This window comes from Novosphingobium meiothermophilum (genome assembly GCF_003171715.1).
Taxonomy (GTDB): Bacteria; Pseudomonadota; Alphaproteobacteria; order Sphingomonadales; family Sphingomonadaceae; genus Novosphingobium; species Novosphingobium meiothermophilum.
The window spans coordinates 101,441-116,410 of the sequence record NZ_QGHL01000005.1; the positions used below are offsets into that span (position 1 = coordinate 101,441).

The window sequence follows — 14,970 nt, forward strand, 5'->3', positions numbered from 1 at the left end:
CTGCTCAGGGAACGGGGACGGGCCGGGTCGGTGTCGGTGCCGGGACGGGCCGGGGACGCGCCGTCGCCGCGCCGGATCCGCTCCCCGCGCCAGCTGCCTCCGTCTCGCGCTTGCCGGTGGCACGGTTGAGGAAGTCGTCGCTGGCCGCCTGCGGAGCATCAGGCGCCGCGCCTTCGGGCAAGGCCGCGCCGCCCGCATCGCCGCTGCCCGCAGCCGGACGCCGTGCCGGGCCGACAAGGTTGCCCTGTTCGTCGACATAGAAATAGTCGTCGGGATTGCCCTGCATCGCCTCGTCATCCGGCTCAAGCTGCCAGTCCGGCAGCTTCAGTTCGGTGTCGAACTTCTCGACCGGGCGCTTGGCCGTGGCGACTTTCATGTAGGCGGCAAAGGCGCGCGCGGGCGCCGCGCCGCCCTGAAGGCCGGGCACGGGCTTGGCATCGTCGCGGCCCATCCATACGCCGGTCGTGATCCCGCTGGAGAAGCCCAGGAACCAGCCGTCCTTGTTCGAGGATGTCGTGCCGGTCTTGCCCGCCACGGGGCGGCCAATCTGGGCGGCACGGCCCGTTCCGATATTCACCGCCGTCTGCATGAGATCGGTCATGCCGGCCGCGACATAGGCGGGCACAAGCTGCTGCTGCGTTTCCGGGCGGTGGCGATAGAGCACCTCGCCGTCGGTCGTCGTCACCTTGCGGATGCCATAGGGCGTGATCGACATGCCCTTGGCCTGAACCGCAGCGAAGGCGCGCACCATGTCGATCACCCGCGTCTCGGAGGAACCGAGCACCATCGAGGGCAAGGTGTTGATCGGAGTGGTGATGCCGAAACGCCGGGCCATGTTGGCCACCTGGCCAAAGCCTACCTCGTTGCCCAGTTGCGCCGCCACGGTGTTCTTGGAATAGGCGAAGGCCGTGCGCAGATCGATCTCCCCGGCATAGCGCCCGCCATCGTTGCGCGGGGTCCAGCCGTCGATCGTGACCGGTTCGTCCACCACCCGGTCATCGGGGGTATAACCTGCCTCAAGCGCGGCAAGATAGACGAACAGCTTCCACGCCGAACCCGGCTGGCGCACCGCGTTGACCGCGCGGTTGTAGTTCGAGGTGACATAATCGGTGCCGCCCACCATGGCGAGAACCGCGCCATCACGATCCAGCGAAACCAGCGCGCCCTGCGCCCCTTTCGGCGCAAAGCCCGCAATCGCGCTGGTGGCAGCGCGCTGCATGACCGGATCAAGCGTGGTCCACACCTCGATCGGCTGATCGTTTTCCGGCAGGATCAGATCAAGCTGCGGCAAGGCCCAGTCGGTGAAATAGCGCGCCGAGTTCTGTCCGGCACGATCCTCCACCATCTTCACGGCCTTGAGATCGACCGCCTGCGCCTCCTGCGCGCTGACATAGCCGTTCTCCTGCATCGTCTGGAGCACCACACCGGCCCGGCCAACCGCGGCTTCGGCATCGGCCGTGGGGGAATAGCGCGAGGGCGCCTTGACGAGGCCCGCGATGATGGCCGCTTCAGGCAGCGTGATCTCCTCGCCCGAATGGCCGAAGAACTTGCGCGCGGCACTGTCGATGCCATAGGCGCCGCCGCCGAAATAGACCTTGTTGAGATAGAGTTCGAGGATCTGATCCTTCGAGAACTTCTGTTCAAGCGCCAGCGCGAGCACCCATTCGCGCGCCTTGCGGCCGAAGGTCTTGGTATTGTTAAGGAAGATGTTGCGCGCAAGCTGCTGGGTGATGGTCGAACCGCCCTGCTTCCACGTGCCGCTTTCCACCCGCACCATGAGCGAGCGTATGATCCCGATGGGATCGACGCCCCAGTGGCTGCGATAGCGCCGGTCCTCGACCGAAACCATGGCATCTTTCATCACCTGGGGAATGCGCTCGTATGGCACCCACTTGCCATAGCTGGGGCCAAGGGTCACGAGTTCGGAGCCATCGGCTGCGCGAACCACGATCATCTGCCCGGTCTGGCTGGATTTCAACTCGCCATAGCCGGGCAGCGACCGCACCGTGACCGCAACCGCAATCGCCAGCGCAATCGCACCGAGCAGGGCAAAGCCCACGCCCCATGCGATGAGGCGGCGCAAGAAGCGTCCCAAGGCTGAACCACCGCGCGCGGGCTTCGGCTCGGACCGGCCGCCATCCCGGCGGCCAGGCATATCCCGTCTGGCCATCAGTTTCTGATTGCTTCCCTCATCTTGCGCCCGCCACCGTATGCGCGCGGCCACTTTGTGCAGCGCTTTGCATAGGACAATCGTAACGCAGGGTTAACCGCAAATCGCGAGGCCGCGATCCGCTCCCGGCTCAGCCCTGTTCATCAGGCGTGAAGGCCAGCGATGCGCTGTTGATGCAGTATCGCAGCCCCGTGGGGCGCGGGCCATCGGGAAAGACGTGGCCCAGATGGCCATCGCAGCGCGCACAGCGCACCTCGGTGCGGACCATGCCGTGCGAAACATCGGTGTGCTCGTCCACCGCGCCCGGATCGACCGGCGCGTAGAAGCTGGGCCAACCCGACCCGCTGTCGTACTTGGTGTCCGATGTGAACAGGGGCGCCCCGCAGCCCGCACAGGCATAATCGCCAGCCGCCTTGTTGCGCTCATAGGCGCCGGTAAAGGCGCGCTCGGTCCCGCCCTGGCGCAGGATATGATACTGTTCGGGCGAAAGACGCTCGCGCCATTCGGCGTCGGTCAGGTTCAGCTTGTCGGACATGGCGGGATCTCCTTCTGCGCGCGGGATATGGGAAATCGCAGGCGTGCGCTCAATAGTGCGATCGGGCTTCGGGCTTTGCCAGATCATAGCAATGGTCGATGTCATAGCGTTCTGCCGCATCGGGCGCGTGGGCAATCTCGGCGTCCAGCGTCTCGCGCGCCTTGACAAGTGCGCGATCGGCGGCCCCGCTGCCGGCACCATTCGCCGTGACCGCCGCGCGCGCACGTGCTGCCAGAACCGAGGCCAGCGTCCTGAGATCTCGCACCTGCGGGCTGAGGCCATCGCGTGCGGTCAGTTCCTTCTGGGCGCGGTCAAGCAGCGCAGCGCAAAGGGCAAGGTCGGGCGTGACCAGCGGCGGGACTGCCGCATCCAGCCGCGCCGTGCAGGCCGGGGCCAGCGCGGCAAGTGCTGCATCAGGATCATCGGCCCGCTGAAGCGCCTGAACTTCCGCAACCATGAGATCGCGCACCGCCTCGCGCGAGAGGCCGGTCGTGTGCATCACCCGTTCGCCCGTGTCGGCAAAGAAGCTCCTGCCGCGCAGCGCCAGTGCGGGCCAGCCCGCCGGGCCTGCGCCTTCGGCCTGTTGCAGCGCAACGATGGCAAAGGCCGCCGAACAGCGCAGATCGAGGCGCTGGCCGGCATCGGTGACATCCGGCGGGTCAGCACGTGCGGCGGCCGCGGGCTGCTTGATCGCCTGCGCAGCGCGCGCATGGGATGGCGCAAGCCCGTTGAGGGCAAGCGCCACCATGGCAAGGCTGGCGGCAAGGGCGCGAACACGATCAGCATGGCGGCAGGGCATGGCCATGGCTCTTGCCGCAAAAAAGGGGCCGCGAACAGCCGTTGCGTTCGCGGCCCTTTGCCGAAGCGCCCGCTGGCAACCTGCCACGGCCCGACGGTCAGGAAGTGCGCGCCCGGCAGGGTAGGGATGGGCACGCGCTGGAGTGGAGGTTCCGGGCGAGTGCCTCAGCCTTGCGCCGCTTCGTTGCAGCGGGCCAGATCGTCGGCGGCAAGCTCACCCTGCGGCGTGGCGAACCGGGCGACCGGGCCAACCTTCTGAGCCAGACGGGCGCACACGATCACGGGGCGCGAGGTATCACGCGGCGCAGAGCATTCGGCGCCTTCGCACTTCCACAGCAGGCCCTTCTGGACCAGCTTCTGGGTGCCATCCACCGGACGGCTGAGCGTGGCCGAATAGAACGGGCCGGCCGCGGCGCGCACGGGCGCCGCGGTCAGCGCGAAGCTGGCGGCAGTGCCGACCAGTGCAAGGACAGCAGGAACAAGCTGGCGCAGGGCGCCACGGTTTTGGGCATCAAGCATCGTGTTTCCCCTGAATAAGAATGTGCAGGGCCACGGAAACGAGCGGGGTTTGGAGAGGATGCTATTTCCGTTGCGAATCGCTACCTATCAATATAGGTTTCAAGTTGCAACTAGAAACTTAAACAGGTCCCCGCGATGCGCTATGCAGATGACGACATGGAAAAGCCCCGACAGCATTCCCTGCACGAGCCGCCCCTGCACGAGCCACTGTGCGAGATCGCGCAGTGCGGCCTGCCCCTCGCGCTTGAAGCCATGGGCGAGCGCTGGTCGTTCATGATCCTGCGCGCCGCCTTCAACGGCATCCGGCACTTCGAGGACTTCCTCGACGCGCTCGGCATCGCGCGAAACATCCTTTCCAACCGCCTGTCAAGACTGGTCGAAGCCGGCATCCTGAAACGTGAGCATTGCGCCGATGATCGGCGGCGCATCGAATACCGCCTTACGCCCAAGGGGCTGGATCTCCTGCCCGCCATGCTTGCCCTGCGCCAGTGGGGTGAAAAGTGGCAACTGGGCGTTCCGGCCAATCCGGTCCTGTGCGATGCGCGCGATGGCCGGCCGATAGCGCCGATCACCATTCATGCCCATGACGGCCGGGTGCTTTCCCCTGCGGATCTGACCTGGCGAGACGGCGCGGAGATCGAAGCCGAACCCAGCCGCGCGCCACTGCGTCAGGTTCCCTGACCGCATCACTCCGCTGCGCCCAGAAAAAGAGGCCGCCGGCTTTGCGGCGACCTGTCGGAGTTTGGCCCGGACGGGGACTGGTCGTCCGGGCGGAAGAAACCGCGCCCAAGGATCAGCGGGCGGCGAGTTCGATCTGGACAGCGCGAGCCTTGGCCTTGCGCGCATCCGCCATCGACTTCACGTAGCACTGGCGCGCGGCCTCAAAGTCGCCTGAGCGGATATCGAGCGCCCTCAAGCCGCAGACTTCGCGCGCCGCGTTGCGCAGACGGCTGTCGAGCTGGGCCCGTCCTTCGGTGGTGTTAAGGTCGAGATCGCCGTAAGCGACCACGCGGGTCTCGGCGAAGGCGGGCTGGCTTGCTGCAAGGGCAAGCCCGGCGGCGATGATGGCGTGCTTGAACATGGTTGTTTCCTTTCAGCCTGTCTGGCCGGGGAAACGCGTGTTCCTGCGTCTGCCGGCCGGTGGATCATCGCGATGACCGGAACCGCCCTTCCGGGGGTCAAGGTATGGGGGGATGCCGTTTTTTCCGGGCCGTCCCGATCACCGCGTGCCATCTTGATAGGCGCAGGATGCCGTGCCACGCGCGCCCGGCTCGACCGGTGATCGCCACTTGCCGACCAAGTGCCGGGCCGCCCGACGAAGCGCAGACCCCGCTCCACCAACCGCTGCAAGGACCGACTGTTCGGGCCAGCAGCACACCAGGACGCTGGCAGTGACTCGGCATGTGACAAGACCGCACGGTTTCCATAAGCTGCGGGCTGGACATGGCGATTCTCATCACCTTCCTGCTTGGCATCGGCAACTTCGCGCTCCAGCGCGCGGTGATGGACAGTGGACACCCGCTGATCGGGCGGATGCCGTGGTTCATCCATGCACTGGGCGGCCGCTTTACGCTGGTGGTCGAGTTCCTTCTGCTTGTGGCGGCCCTCCTCTTTGCCGCCGAAGGCAGCGTTGGCGGCCCCATCGCCTACGTCATCTATTCGGTGCTCAACAGCTTCTCGGCCTGGCTCATCCTGACCGACAGGGTTTGACCGCAAGCGCCGGAGACTTGACCGGCGCGGCGCCAGCGCCGATCAGGCAGGCGCCATGACCCGCCCCCCGCTCCGCATCTTTCATGTCAGCGACATCCACTTCGGCCTTGAAGACCGCCGCGCGCTCGACTGGGTGGCCGAGCGCATCGCCCGCGAAAGGCCAGACGCCGTGGCCATCACCGGCGATCTCACCATGCGCGCCCGCCACCGTGAGTTTGCCGCGGCCTGCAAATGGATCAAGGCGCTGGGCGTTCCCGTCACGGTGGAGGTGGGCAATCACGATCTGCCCTACTTCAATCTGATCGAGCGTTTCACCGATCCCTACCGCCGGTTCCGTGCGATCCGCAGCATGGTGGAACGCGAGATCGATCTGCCGGGCCTTGCCATCGTGCCGCTGAAAACCACCGCGCGCGCGCAGCTGCGCCTCAACTGGTCGAAGGGCAACGTTTCGCGTGCCGCGCTTGGCGAGACACTCGCCGCGCTCGATGCCCTGCCACCCGGCACCCGCGCAATTGTCGCCTGCCATCACCCGCTGGTAGAGGCCGGAACGCGCGGCAAGGCGCTGACGCGCGGCGGCAACCGCGCGCTGGCGGCCCTCGCCAGCCGCAATGTGCTGGCGGTGATTTCGGGCCACGTTCACGATGCCTTCGATCTGATCCACCCTACGGCAAACGGCCTGGTGCGCATGATCGGCGCAGGCACGCTGAGCCGGCGCGTCCGATCAACCCCGCCCGGTTTCAACGAACTGACACTGGAAGCCGACCGGCTCACCGTGCGCGTGCGCAACATGGCGCATGTCCCCACCCCCGACATGATGATCGAGGACGTGCCCGAAAACGCCCTGCCGCCGCGCGAGCCGGGCGATCCGGTCGCCCCCGTCCATGCCGTCCCGGCCATCGATCCGCCGGTGCATTGAGCCAGTTCAGCCAGCTTCGCCAATGGATCGAACCGGATGTCAGCCGCAGCTTCCCGTCTTTTCGAGTTTCCCGTGCTGCTACGCTGGGGTCTTGTCGCATCCGGTCTGATCTGCGGCGCAGATCCGGCCTCGGCCAGCGGGCCTTACCTTACCGACGATTCATCGATTACCCCTGTCGGCACTAGCCAGATCGAGGCATGGGCAGCCCTCAGCGGCCCCTTCAGGCTGGTCAATGTCGTGCCCGCCACCGCGTTGACTGCCCTGCCCGGTGTGGAATGGTCGCTCACCCTGATGGCCATGCAGGCTCCGGCATCCGAAGATCATGCCCTGACGGTCACCTCGCGTAGCGCCACCGCACAGGCAAAGTGGCAGTTGCGCGAAGCCGGAGCGCGCACGGTCGGCCTGTCGTTTGCCGCAAACGCCACGATCGATGCCGATCAGGGCGCTGTCACCGGCCTTGCCGCCTATGGCGCCATGACAGTGCCGGTGGGCGATGATCTGCTGCTGCATGGCAATCTTGGCTGGACCCGCGCCACCCAGACACCCCGATCCTCCGCCCTGACATGGGGCGTGCGGGCGGAAACCACGCTCGTGCCCGACCGGCTCGCGCTTCACGCCGAAATGTTCGGCGCCGGTGCTGCGGGCGATGCCATCCAGATCGGACTGCGCCCCACCAACCGCAAGGGTAACGTCGACCTTGAGTTCGTCGTCAGCCGCAATCTGACGGGCGAGAGGCGGACATGGACAACGATCGGGTTCGCCTCGCGTTTCTGACGCAGCGCAGGAGACGCTATTGGCCGACAACCCTGATCTGCAAGGCATCGCCTGTCGCCACCACATCCAGCAGCCGGTCGATGTTCGGATGCGCGCCGGGGCGCGCCCTTGCATCGGCGGTATGTTCGCCGAACACGGCCAGCCCATGCTCTGCCGCTTCGGCATCGAGCGCCCCGAAGCACAGCTTGAGATAGTGATAGACCGCCAGCGAACCCTGCTTGCCCGGTTCGTTGGGTATGCTCGCCACCACCGCGCCTGCCCGGTCGACAAGGTCGATGCGGGCCAGACCGGCGATGGGCGGCAATTGCGCCAGATTGTCCTTGAACGATGCGCCCGGCCGGATCATGTCCATCACGCTCATCCCACTCCCATGTTGTCGATCAGGCGCGCCGCGCCGATGCGGGCAGCCACCAGCAGGCGCGCCTTGCGGCCGCCAAGCGCCGCCAGCTCCTCCAGCGTGGCGGCATCGCGCAGGTCGGCGTAATCGATGGCGCTGAAGCCTGCCGCAAGCACTTCGGCCCGCAGCGCGGCGAGGCTCTGCGCCACATCCGCCCCGCCTTCGATTGCGGCAATGGCCCGGCGCATGGCGGCGGAAAGCCCGGCCGCGCGCTCCCGCTCGTCGGTGCTGAGATACTGGTTGCGGCTGCTCATGGCGAGGCCGCTGGCCTCGCGCACGGTGGCAACGCCGACGATGTTGTCGACATGGGGCTGGGTCAGGTCCAGATCGCGCGCCATGCGCCGGATCACGGCAAGCTGCTGCCAGTCCTTCTCGCCGAACAGCGCCACATCGGGCCGCACCTGATTGAACAGCTTGCACACCACCGTGGCCACGCCATCGAAATGGCCGGGCCGGGCTGCGCCGCAGGCCACCTCGCTCACGCCCGAAACGCTGATGTTGGTGGCATAGCCTTGCGGATACATCTGATCCACCGTGGGCGCCCAGAGGATTGCCACCCCTTCCGCCTCAAGCAGGGCGGCATCGGCGGCAAGACGGCGCGGATAGGCATCGAGATCCTCGTTCGGCCCGAACTGGCGCGGATTGACGAAGATCGAGGCTACTACATGATCGGCCCGCGCCCGCGCTTCGCGCACCAGCGTCAGGTGGCCTTCATGCAGCGCGCCCATGGTCGGGACCAGCGCGACGGTTTTTCCCCCGTTTTTGAGCGCATCCACTGCCTTGCGCAGGTCTTGCAGGCGGTTGATCGTTTGCACCTTGGCACCCACTCCACTAAGTCGAAACAAAGGGGCGATAGGGAGGCTTATGGCCTCTCGCAAGCCAATCCCACCGCAATCCAGCAGAGAGTAAGCACCCTTGTCCACCGGCCCGCATCGCATCGTCTTCGCCAACGAAAAGGGTGGCACCGGCAAATCCACCACGGCGGTCCATGTCGCCGTGGCGCTGGCCTATCAGGGCGCGCGCGTCGCCACGATCGATCTCGATGCCCGCCAGCGCACCATGCACCGCTATCTTGAAAACCGCGCGGAAACCATGCGCCGCCGCGAGATCGCGCTGCCCACCGCCAGCTTCGAGGTCTATACCGGAGACAGCACCGAAGAGCTTGACGCAGTCTCCGCGCGGCTGGCCGAATCCCACGATTTCCTCATCTTCGACACGCCCGGCCGCGATGATCCGCTGGCCCGCCATGTTGCCACCCGCGCCGATACGCTTGTCACCCCGCTGAACGACAGCTTCGTCGATTTCGACCTGATCGGGCAGGTCGATGCCGAAACCTTCAAGGTGCGCCGCCTGTCCTTCTATGCCGAACTGATCTGGGAAGCGCGCAAGAAGCGGGCCATGGCCACCATTCAGGAGCAGCGCCGCGAGATGGACTGGGTCGTGGTGCGCAACCGCACCGGCTATACCGAAGCACGCAACCAGCGCCGCATCGATCAGGCACTCACCGAACTGTCCAGGCGCGTGGGTTTTCGCGTTGCCAGCGGGCTGTCCGAACGCGTGATCTACCGCGAACTGTTTCCATCGGGGCTGACCCTGCTGGACAAGGGGCACCTAGGCGAACTGGGCACCAGCCACCTTGTCGCCCGTCAGGAACTGCGCACACTGGTGGCCGGGCTGAACCTGCCCAAGGTGGCGCCCGAACTGCCGCTGGAAAGCGCGGCCTGATGGCCAAGCTGCTCACGCTTGCGATTCTGGCCAGCCTTGCCTGCAAGCTGCTGGCCGGACGCTGGCCGTGGGAACTTCTGCAAGGCGATCCGCGCGCACGGAACGAGGCAAAGGCACGCAACCTGCTGGGCCTTCCTGCCGATGCCGGATATGAAGACGTGATCGAGGCGCACCGCCGCCTGATCCAGAAGGTCCATCCCGATCGCGGCGGCAGCAACGAAGCCGTTCACGAAGCCAATGCCGCTCGCGATCTGCTTCTGGCGCGCCTTTCAGCCCGCGCCGCCGCCCCGGATCGGCGCAATTGACGGGCACGTCTGAACCGCTGCGGTTCTGCCCATGGCTCCCTGCCCATAACGCCACCGATGCGCCATAGCTTCCACCCCTCGATCCTGCGCGAATACGACATCCGCGGCACGGTTGGCAGAACGCTTGGCCCGGATGATGCGCGCGCGGTGGGCCGCAGTTTCGGCACGGTGGTGCGCCGCCGGGGCGGCAGCCGCGTAGCGGTGGGTTATGATGGCCGGATCAGTTCGCCCATGCTGGAAACCGCGCTGGTCGAAGGCATCACTGCAAGCGGGGTGGACGTGGTGCGCATTGGCCTTGGGCCAAGCCCGATGCTCTATTTCGCGGCGACGCCCGCCGCGCGCGCCCTAACCCCAGAGGTTCAGGGCGGCGTTCACGTAACCGGCAGCCACAATCCCCCCGATCACAATGGCTTCAAGATGATACTTGAAGGGGCGCCGTTCTTCGGTGCCGGCATAATCGATCTGGGGCGCATCGCCGATGAAGGCGCCTTTGCCAGCGGCAACGGCCGCGTTATCGAAGCCGAGGCGCAGGGCAACAGCATCATCGATGCCTATGTCGATTGCCTGCTCGGCGCGCTCGACGGGATCGACAAGGCTGCGCTGGAACGCCTGCGCATCGGCTGGGATGCCGGCAACGGTGCGGCTGGCCCCGTCATCGCGGCGCTCACCGCCCGGATGCCCGGACACCATGCTCTTCTTCATGCGAACGTGGACGGCCATTTTCCCAACCATCATCCTGATCCATCGGTCGAGAAAAACCTCACCGATCTGCGGGCCGCTGTCGTGCGGGGAAAACTCGATTTCGGATTGGCATTCGACGGGGATGGAGACCGGATCGGCGCGGTCGATGCGCAAGGGCGCATTCTCTGGGCCGATCACCTGCTGGCAATCTATGCGCAGGACGTGCTCCAGACGTTGCCGCAAGCCACGATTATCGCGGATGTGAAGGCCAGCTCCACCCTGTTCGAACGCATTGCCGAACTGGGCGGAAGGCCGCTGATGTGGAAAACCGGGCACGCGCCCATAAAGTCCAAAATGAAGGAGATTGGTGCGCCGCTGGCCGGAGAAATGAGCGGGCACATGTTCTTTGCCGATCGCTATTTCGGTTATGACGATGCGCTCTACGCCGCGATGCGGCTCATCGCCGCCACGGTCCGATCAGAAACAACCCTTGGCGCCATGCGCGATGTCCTGCCGCAGCGCGTGGCCACGCCCGAACTGCGCTTTGCCGTGGACGAGGCGCGCAAGTTCGCCGCCGTCGATGAGGTGGCGCGCACGCTCGCTGCCGAGGGAATCGGTTTCAACGCCACCGATGGCGTGCGCGTCGACACGTCCGAGGGCTGGTGGCTGCTGCGCGCCTCGAACACGCAGGACATGCTGGTGGTCCGCGCCGAAAGCACCACCGCCGAAGGTCTTTCCCGGCTGCTGGCCGAAGTCGATGCGCGCCTCGCCGCCGTCGGCCTCAGCCGCGAATGAAGGTGCCGAGAAGAAGCGGGCCGGCCTGAGAGCGCGCTTTGCGCTTGCCAAGCCCGCCAGCGCTGCCCCATCACCCCCGCAAAGGCGAATGCACGGAACATCGGATGCTCATCGGGATCGATCTGGGAACCACCAACAGCGCGGTGGCCCTGTGGCGGAACAGCGATACCGGGGGCGAGGCGCAGCTCGTGCCCAATGCGCTGGGCGCGCTGCTCACGCCGTCTGCGGTGTCGGTCCTGCCCGATGGCACCACGCTGGTAGGCGCCGCCGCGCTTGAGCGCATGGCAATGAAAGACGGCGCCACCGCCACCAGCTTCAAGCGCCTGATGGGCACCGACCGCAAGCTGCGCCTTGGCCGCAAGCCCTTTTCGGCCGAGGAACTGTCAGCGCTGGTGCTGATGTCCCTGTGCAACGATGTGGAAGCCCACACCGGAACCCGCCCGACCGAGGCCGTCATCACCGTTCCCGCCTACTTCAACGACCGTCAGCGCAAGGCCACGCGCCGCGCAGGCGAACTGGCGGGCCTTGCCGTGCGCCGCCTCATCAACGAACCCACCGCTGCCGCGCTTGCCTTCGGCCTTGCCGACAAGGCCGAGCGCGAGCCGTTCCTGGTCTTCGATCTGGGCGGCGGCACGTTCGATGTCTCGATCGTCGAGATGTTCGAGGGCATTGTCGAAGTGCGCGCTTCTGCCGGAGACAACCGGCTGGGCGGCGATGATTTCAACCTTGCCCTCGCCACCGCCGTCAGGGGCAGGCTCGATCCCGACGGCCTGCTTTCCAAGATCGACGAGCGCCGCGCCGAAGCCCTGCTCCTTCAGGCGGCCGAACGGGCGAAGCGCGGCCTGAGCGAGGCGCAGGAGGCCGAGTTCGCCCTGACCATCGATGGCCAGCGCCTGTCTGCCACGGTGACTTCTGCCGAGTTCGAGGCGCAGGCCGAAGCGCTGGTCAAGCGCCTGCGCGATCCGGTGGTGCGCGCCCTGCGCGACAGCCAGATCGATGCCGCTGCGCTGAGCGAAGTGGTGCTGGTGGGCGGGGCCACGCGGATGCCGCTGGTGCGCAAGGCAATCACCCGACTGTTCGGGCGCTTTCCCGATACCTCGGTCCATCCCGATCATGCCGTGGCGCTGGGCGCGGCGATTCAGGGCGGTCTCATCGCGCGCGACGGCGGGCTTGAGGAAATCCGCATAACCGATGTCTGCCCCTTCACCCTCGGCATCGAAACCGCCGATCGTTCGGCGCGAGGCGCGATCCAGCAGGGCCTTTTTTCCCCGATCATCGAACGCAATACCCCCGTTCCGGTCAGCCGTTCGGGCGAGTTCAGCACGATGGGCGACAACCAGAAGCAGATCGAGGTCAAGATCTATCAGGGGGAGGCGCGCGAGGTTTCGGGCAATGTCTTTCTGGGCCAGCTCAAGGTGCCGGTGCCGCCGCGCCCGGCGGGCGAAGTGTTCATCGATGTGCGCTTTTCCTATGACAGTTCGGGCCTGCTCGAAGTGGATGTCGAAGTTCCGCTGACCGGGGCGAAACACAACCTCGTCATCATCGACGAGGAGGATCGCAAGGCTGCCGGCGATCTCGAAGCGCGGCGCAAGGCGCTGGCCGCGCTCAAGCATCACCCGCGCGAAGAGGCAGGCAACCAGATGCTGCTGGCCCGCGCCGAGCGCTGCTACGAGGAGTTTCTGGGCGATGTGCGGGCCGTGGTGGGCGATCATACCCGCCTGTTCGTCGCCGCGCTCGACAGCCAGGATCCGCGCCGCATCAGCGATGCCGCCACCGATCTTGCCCGCCTGCTCGACATGATCGAGGCCAATCCGCCGCTATGACCCCCGCTCAGGCATGGCAGGTGCTGGACCTTGCCGAAACCCGCGATGCCTCGGCCATCCGGCGCGCCTATGCCGCCCGGCTCAAGGCGATGGACATCGACCGCGATGTCGAGGGATATGCCCGCCTGCGGCAGGCCCGCGATACCGCGCTCAACTGGGCAAGACGCGCCGCGTCTGTTGAAGACGACAAGGCCGAAACCGCACTCCCCACCCCGCCGGAACCAAATGGACCGGCCAATCAGGACACCCCCCCTACAGGCTGGCTCTATGGCGCGCCGTCGGTGGAAGACCCGCAGGTTTCGGGCAAGGCGGAACCGGGACTGACCACGCGCCTGTCCGCAGGCGGCCCGGAAGAAGCACCAAGGCTCGACGTGACCGGCGGCGTTGCCGCGGCGCAGGCGCCCGCTGAACGGGCCATTGCCGTCGGGCCTGATCCTTTCGCACGGCCGGTGCTGCTGGGCCTTGAAAGCCCGCCCGATGCGGTCATGCCGGCATGGGCGCACGAACAGGCCCTCTACCGGCTTCTTCTCACCGATCTGCCTGATGACACGCCCCAAGGTGCCGATCTGCCCCCGCTTGAAGGCTGGCAGGAAGCCATGGCGCTGGGGCACCTCAAGGCCGTGCTGCGCCATGCCGAAAGCGTCAGCGTCAGCGCCTTCGACGAGATCGAGAACTGGCTCGCCAACCTCTTATGGGATGCCTGGCCGCGCTCCGCCCCGCTGCTTGAACCGGCCGCCGCGGTCTTCGGCTGGGAGCAGGAGCGCGGCCAGATCTCTGAACGTCCGGCCATCGCGTTTCTCAACGCACGCCTGCGGGGCCTGCGCTTCTGCGAGAAGGTGCAGGATCCCGCCCACCCCCTGCACAAGGCGTGGAAGGAACTGACCACGCCCGCCCATCAGGGCAGCCGCCGGGGCTGGTTCGTCAAGCGCGCCGATGTCGAACAGCTTCTCGATGGCGTGCGCCGCCATTTCCCCGAAATCGAACGCCACTTCGATCCGTGGCGCGTCGCCCTGTGGGACAGGAAGGGCGAAGACAGCGGCGGGCAGGGCTGGTTCAGCAAGGGCCGCCTTGCCATCTTCGCGTTGATCTTCATCGTGCAGATCATCCGCATGGCGATGGATGCAGGCGGCAGCAGCGACCGGCACGACGCCTTCGTCCCGCCTGCGCTTTCGGCTAGCGAAGCCGCGCAAGACCGCGAAGCGATTGGCAGCGCCATCAGGCAAGTATTCGGCCCCGAAATCACGTTCGAAGGGCTGCAATCGCTCCAGCCCGATCTGGCGGCCCTGTTCAGCGCCAACCGCACGATTGCCCGATCTGCCGGAGAGGACGATGCGGCCTATGCCGCCAAGGTCCATGATCTGGTGCGCGAACGGATGCTGGCCACTGCCCTTGCCGAAAAGGGCCAGTTGCTGGCCGATGTGCAGCGCCTGCGTGGACGGTTGCTGGAAGCCGCCCGGAAGCTGGGGCCTGCGCAGTGCATGGCCTTCATCCGCACCCGGCGGCTTGACCCGCGGGCGCAGGTCACGCCCGCTATCCTCGCGGCGGAACGCAAGCTGGCGGTGAAGATGCTCGATGCCCGTCTGCTTGGCCCGCCGCCGCGCCTGCCCCCGGCGCGGGCCAGCATTCCCGGCGAACTTGTGGACAGGGTGATTGCCACCACCGGCATTCCGGACAAGCGGGTTCGCGCGGCGATGGGCGGCAAGGGACCGGATGCCGATCAGTGCGCCGTCACCATCGCCCTGATCGAACAGACGCTGGCATGGAAAGGCCCCGCAGCCGAGCGCGAGGCCATCCTTTCGGTCCTGTGATGCAGGATCGGCAC

Annotated in this window: 16 protein-coding genes; 9 read left to right on the forward strand and 7 right to left on the reverse strand. The window is 66.5% G+C overall.

The features are described from left to right. Positions 1-4 precede the first annotated feature (4 nt). From DKM43_RS03730 to DKM43_RS03745, 4 genes are all read right to left on the reverse strand, one after another. Positions 5-2,170: a transglycosylase domain-containing protein gene (locus tag DKM43_RS03730; RefSeq protein WP_109797241.1), complete on the reverse strand. Its 2,166-nt coding sequence runs from the start codon at positions 2,168-2,170 to the stop codon at positions 5-7. A 130-nt stretch (positions 2,171-2,300) separates the two neighbouring features. Further along, the gene (gene msrB / locus DKM43_RS03735; protein WP_109797155.1) at positions 2,301-2,705 is read right to left on the reverse strand and encodes a peptide-methionine (R)-S-oxide reductase MsrB; all 405 of its coding nucleotides are present in this window, start codon (positions 2,703-2,705) and stop codon (positions 2,301-2,303) included. Positions 2,706-2,754: 49 nt separating this feature from the next. After that, entirely contained in the window at positions 2,755-3,510 is a 756-nt protein-coding gene (locus tag DKM43_RS03740) for a hypothetical protein (protein WP_109797156.1), read from the reverse strand. 158 nt (positions 3,511-3,668) lie between these two features. Beyond that, positions 3,669-4,022, reverse strand: coding sequence for a CC_3452 family protein (locus tag DKM43_RS03745; protein WP_236632362.1), 354 nt, complete (start codon positions 4,020-4,022; stop codon positions 3,669-3,671). A 135-nt stretch (positions 4,023-4,157) separates the two neighbouring features. On the opposite strand from DKM43_RS03745, the gene DKM43_RS03750 reads away from it, so the two are divergent. Then, positions 4,158-4,703 (forward strand): winged helix-turn-helix transcriptional regulator, encoded by a 546-nt coding sequence (locus DKM43_RS03750; RefSeq protein WP_407938479.1) that lies wholly within the window; start codon positions 4,158-4,160, stop codon positions 4,701-4,703. Positions 4,704-4,815: 112 nt separating this feature from the next. Here DKM43_RS03750 and DKM43_RS03755 read toward each other — a convergent pair whose 3' ends face one another. Beyond that, positions 4,816-5,103, reverse strand: coding sequence for a UrcA family protein (locus DKM43_RS03755; protein WP_109797157.1), 288 nt, complete (start codon positions 5,101-5,103; stop codon positions 4,816-4,818). A gap of 362 nt (positions 5,104-5,465) precedes the next feature. Here DKM43_RS03755 and DKM43_RS03760 point away from each other — a divergent pair, with 362 nt between their 5' ends. Genes DKM43_RS03760 through DKM43_RS03770 form a run of 3 tightly spaced genes read left to right on the forward strand, consistent with a single transcriptional unit; the run spans position 5,466 to position 7,422 of the window. Continuing rightward, the gene (locus tag DKM43_RS03760) at positions 5,466-5,732 is read left to right on the forward strand and encodes a hypothetical protein (RefSeq protein WP_109797158.1); all 267 of its coding nucleotides are present in this window, start codon (positions 5,466-5,468) and stop codon (positions 5,730-5,732) included. Positions 5,733-5,787: 55 nt separating this feature from the next. Continuing rightward, entirely contained in the window at positions 5,788-6,648 is an 861-nt protein-coding gene (locus DKM43_RS03765; RefSeq protein ID WP_109797159.1) for a metallophosphoesterase family protein, read from the forward strand. A 36-nt stretch (positions 6,649-6,684) separates the two neighbouring features. Beyond that, the gene (locus DKM43_RS03770) at positions 6,685-7,422 is read left to right on the forward strand and encodes a hypothetical protein (RefSeq protein ID WP_109797160.1); all 738 of its coding nucleotides are present in this window, start codon (positions 6,685-6,687) and stop codon (positions 7,420-7,422) included. Between the two features lie 16 nt (positions 7,423-7,438). Here the strand turns inward: DKM43_RS03770 and DKM43_RS03775 are convergent, their stop codons facing one another. Next, entirely contained in the window at positions 7,439-7,768 is a 330-nt protein-coding gene (locus tag DKM43_RS03775; RefSeq protein ID WP_109797244.1) for a DUF2322 family protein, read from the reverse strand. An 11-nt stretch (positions 7,769-7,779) separates the two neighbouring features. After that, positions 7,780-8,634 carry a pantoate--beta-alanine ligase gene (panC, locus tag DKM43_RS03780; RefSeq protein WP_109797245.1) on the reverse strand — a complete coding sequence of 285 codons (855 nt, stop codon included), beginning with the start codon at positions 8,632-8,634 and terminating at the stop codon, positions 7,780-7,782. Between the two features lie 100 nt (positions 8,635-8,734). On the opposite strand from panC, the gene DKM43_RS03785 reads away from it, so the two are divergent. From DKM43_RS03785 to DKM43_RS03805, 5 genes are all read left to right on the forward strand, one after another. Next, entirely contained in the window at positions 8,735-9,544 is an 810-nt protein-coding gene (locus DKM43_RS03785; RefSeq protein WP_109797161.1) for a division plane positioning ATPase MipZ, read from the forward strand. Further along, a complete protein-coding gene (locus tag DKM43_RS03790; RefSeq protein ID WP_109797162.1) occupies positions 9,544-9,849 on the forward strand; it encodes a J domain-containing protein in 306 nt (101 codons plus the stop codon). Before DKM43_RS03785 ends, DKM43_RS03790 begins: the two co-directional genes overlap by 1 nt. Positions 9,850-9,906: 57 nt before the next feature. Then, entirely contained in the window at positions 9,907-11,325 is a 1,419-nt protein-coding gene (gene pgmG / locus DKM43_RS03795; protein ID WP_109797163.1) for a phosphoglucomutase/phosphomannomutase PgmG, read from the forward strand. Between the two features lie 104 nt (positions 11,326-11,429). Further along, positions 11,430-13,148, forward strand: a complete 1,719-nt coding sequence (locus tag DKM43_RS03800) for an Hsp70 family protein (RefSeq protein ID WP_109797164.1) — start codon at positions 11,430-11,432, stop codon at positions 13,146-13,148. Beyond that, complete coding sequence (locus tag DKM43_RS03805) at positions 13,145-14,956, forward strand: hypothetical protein (RefSeq protein WP_109797165.1); 1,812 nt, start codon at positions 13,145-13,147, stop codon at positions 14,954-14,956. Before DKM43_RS03800 ends, DKM43_RS03805 begins: the two co-directional genes overlap by 4 nt. The last annotated feature ends 14 nt before the right edge of the window (positions 14,957-14,970 follow it).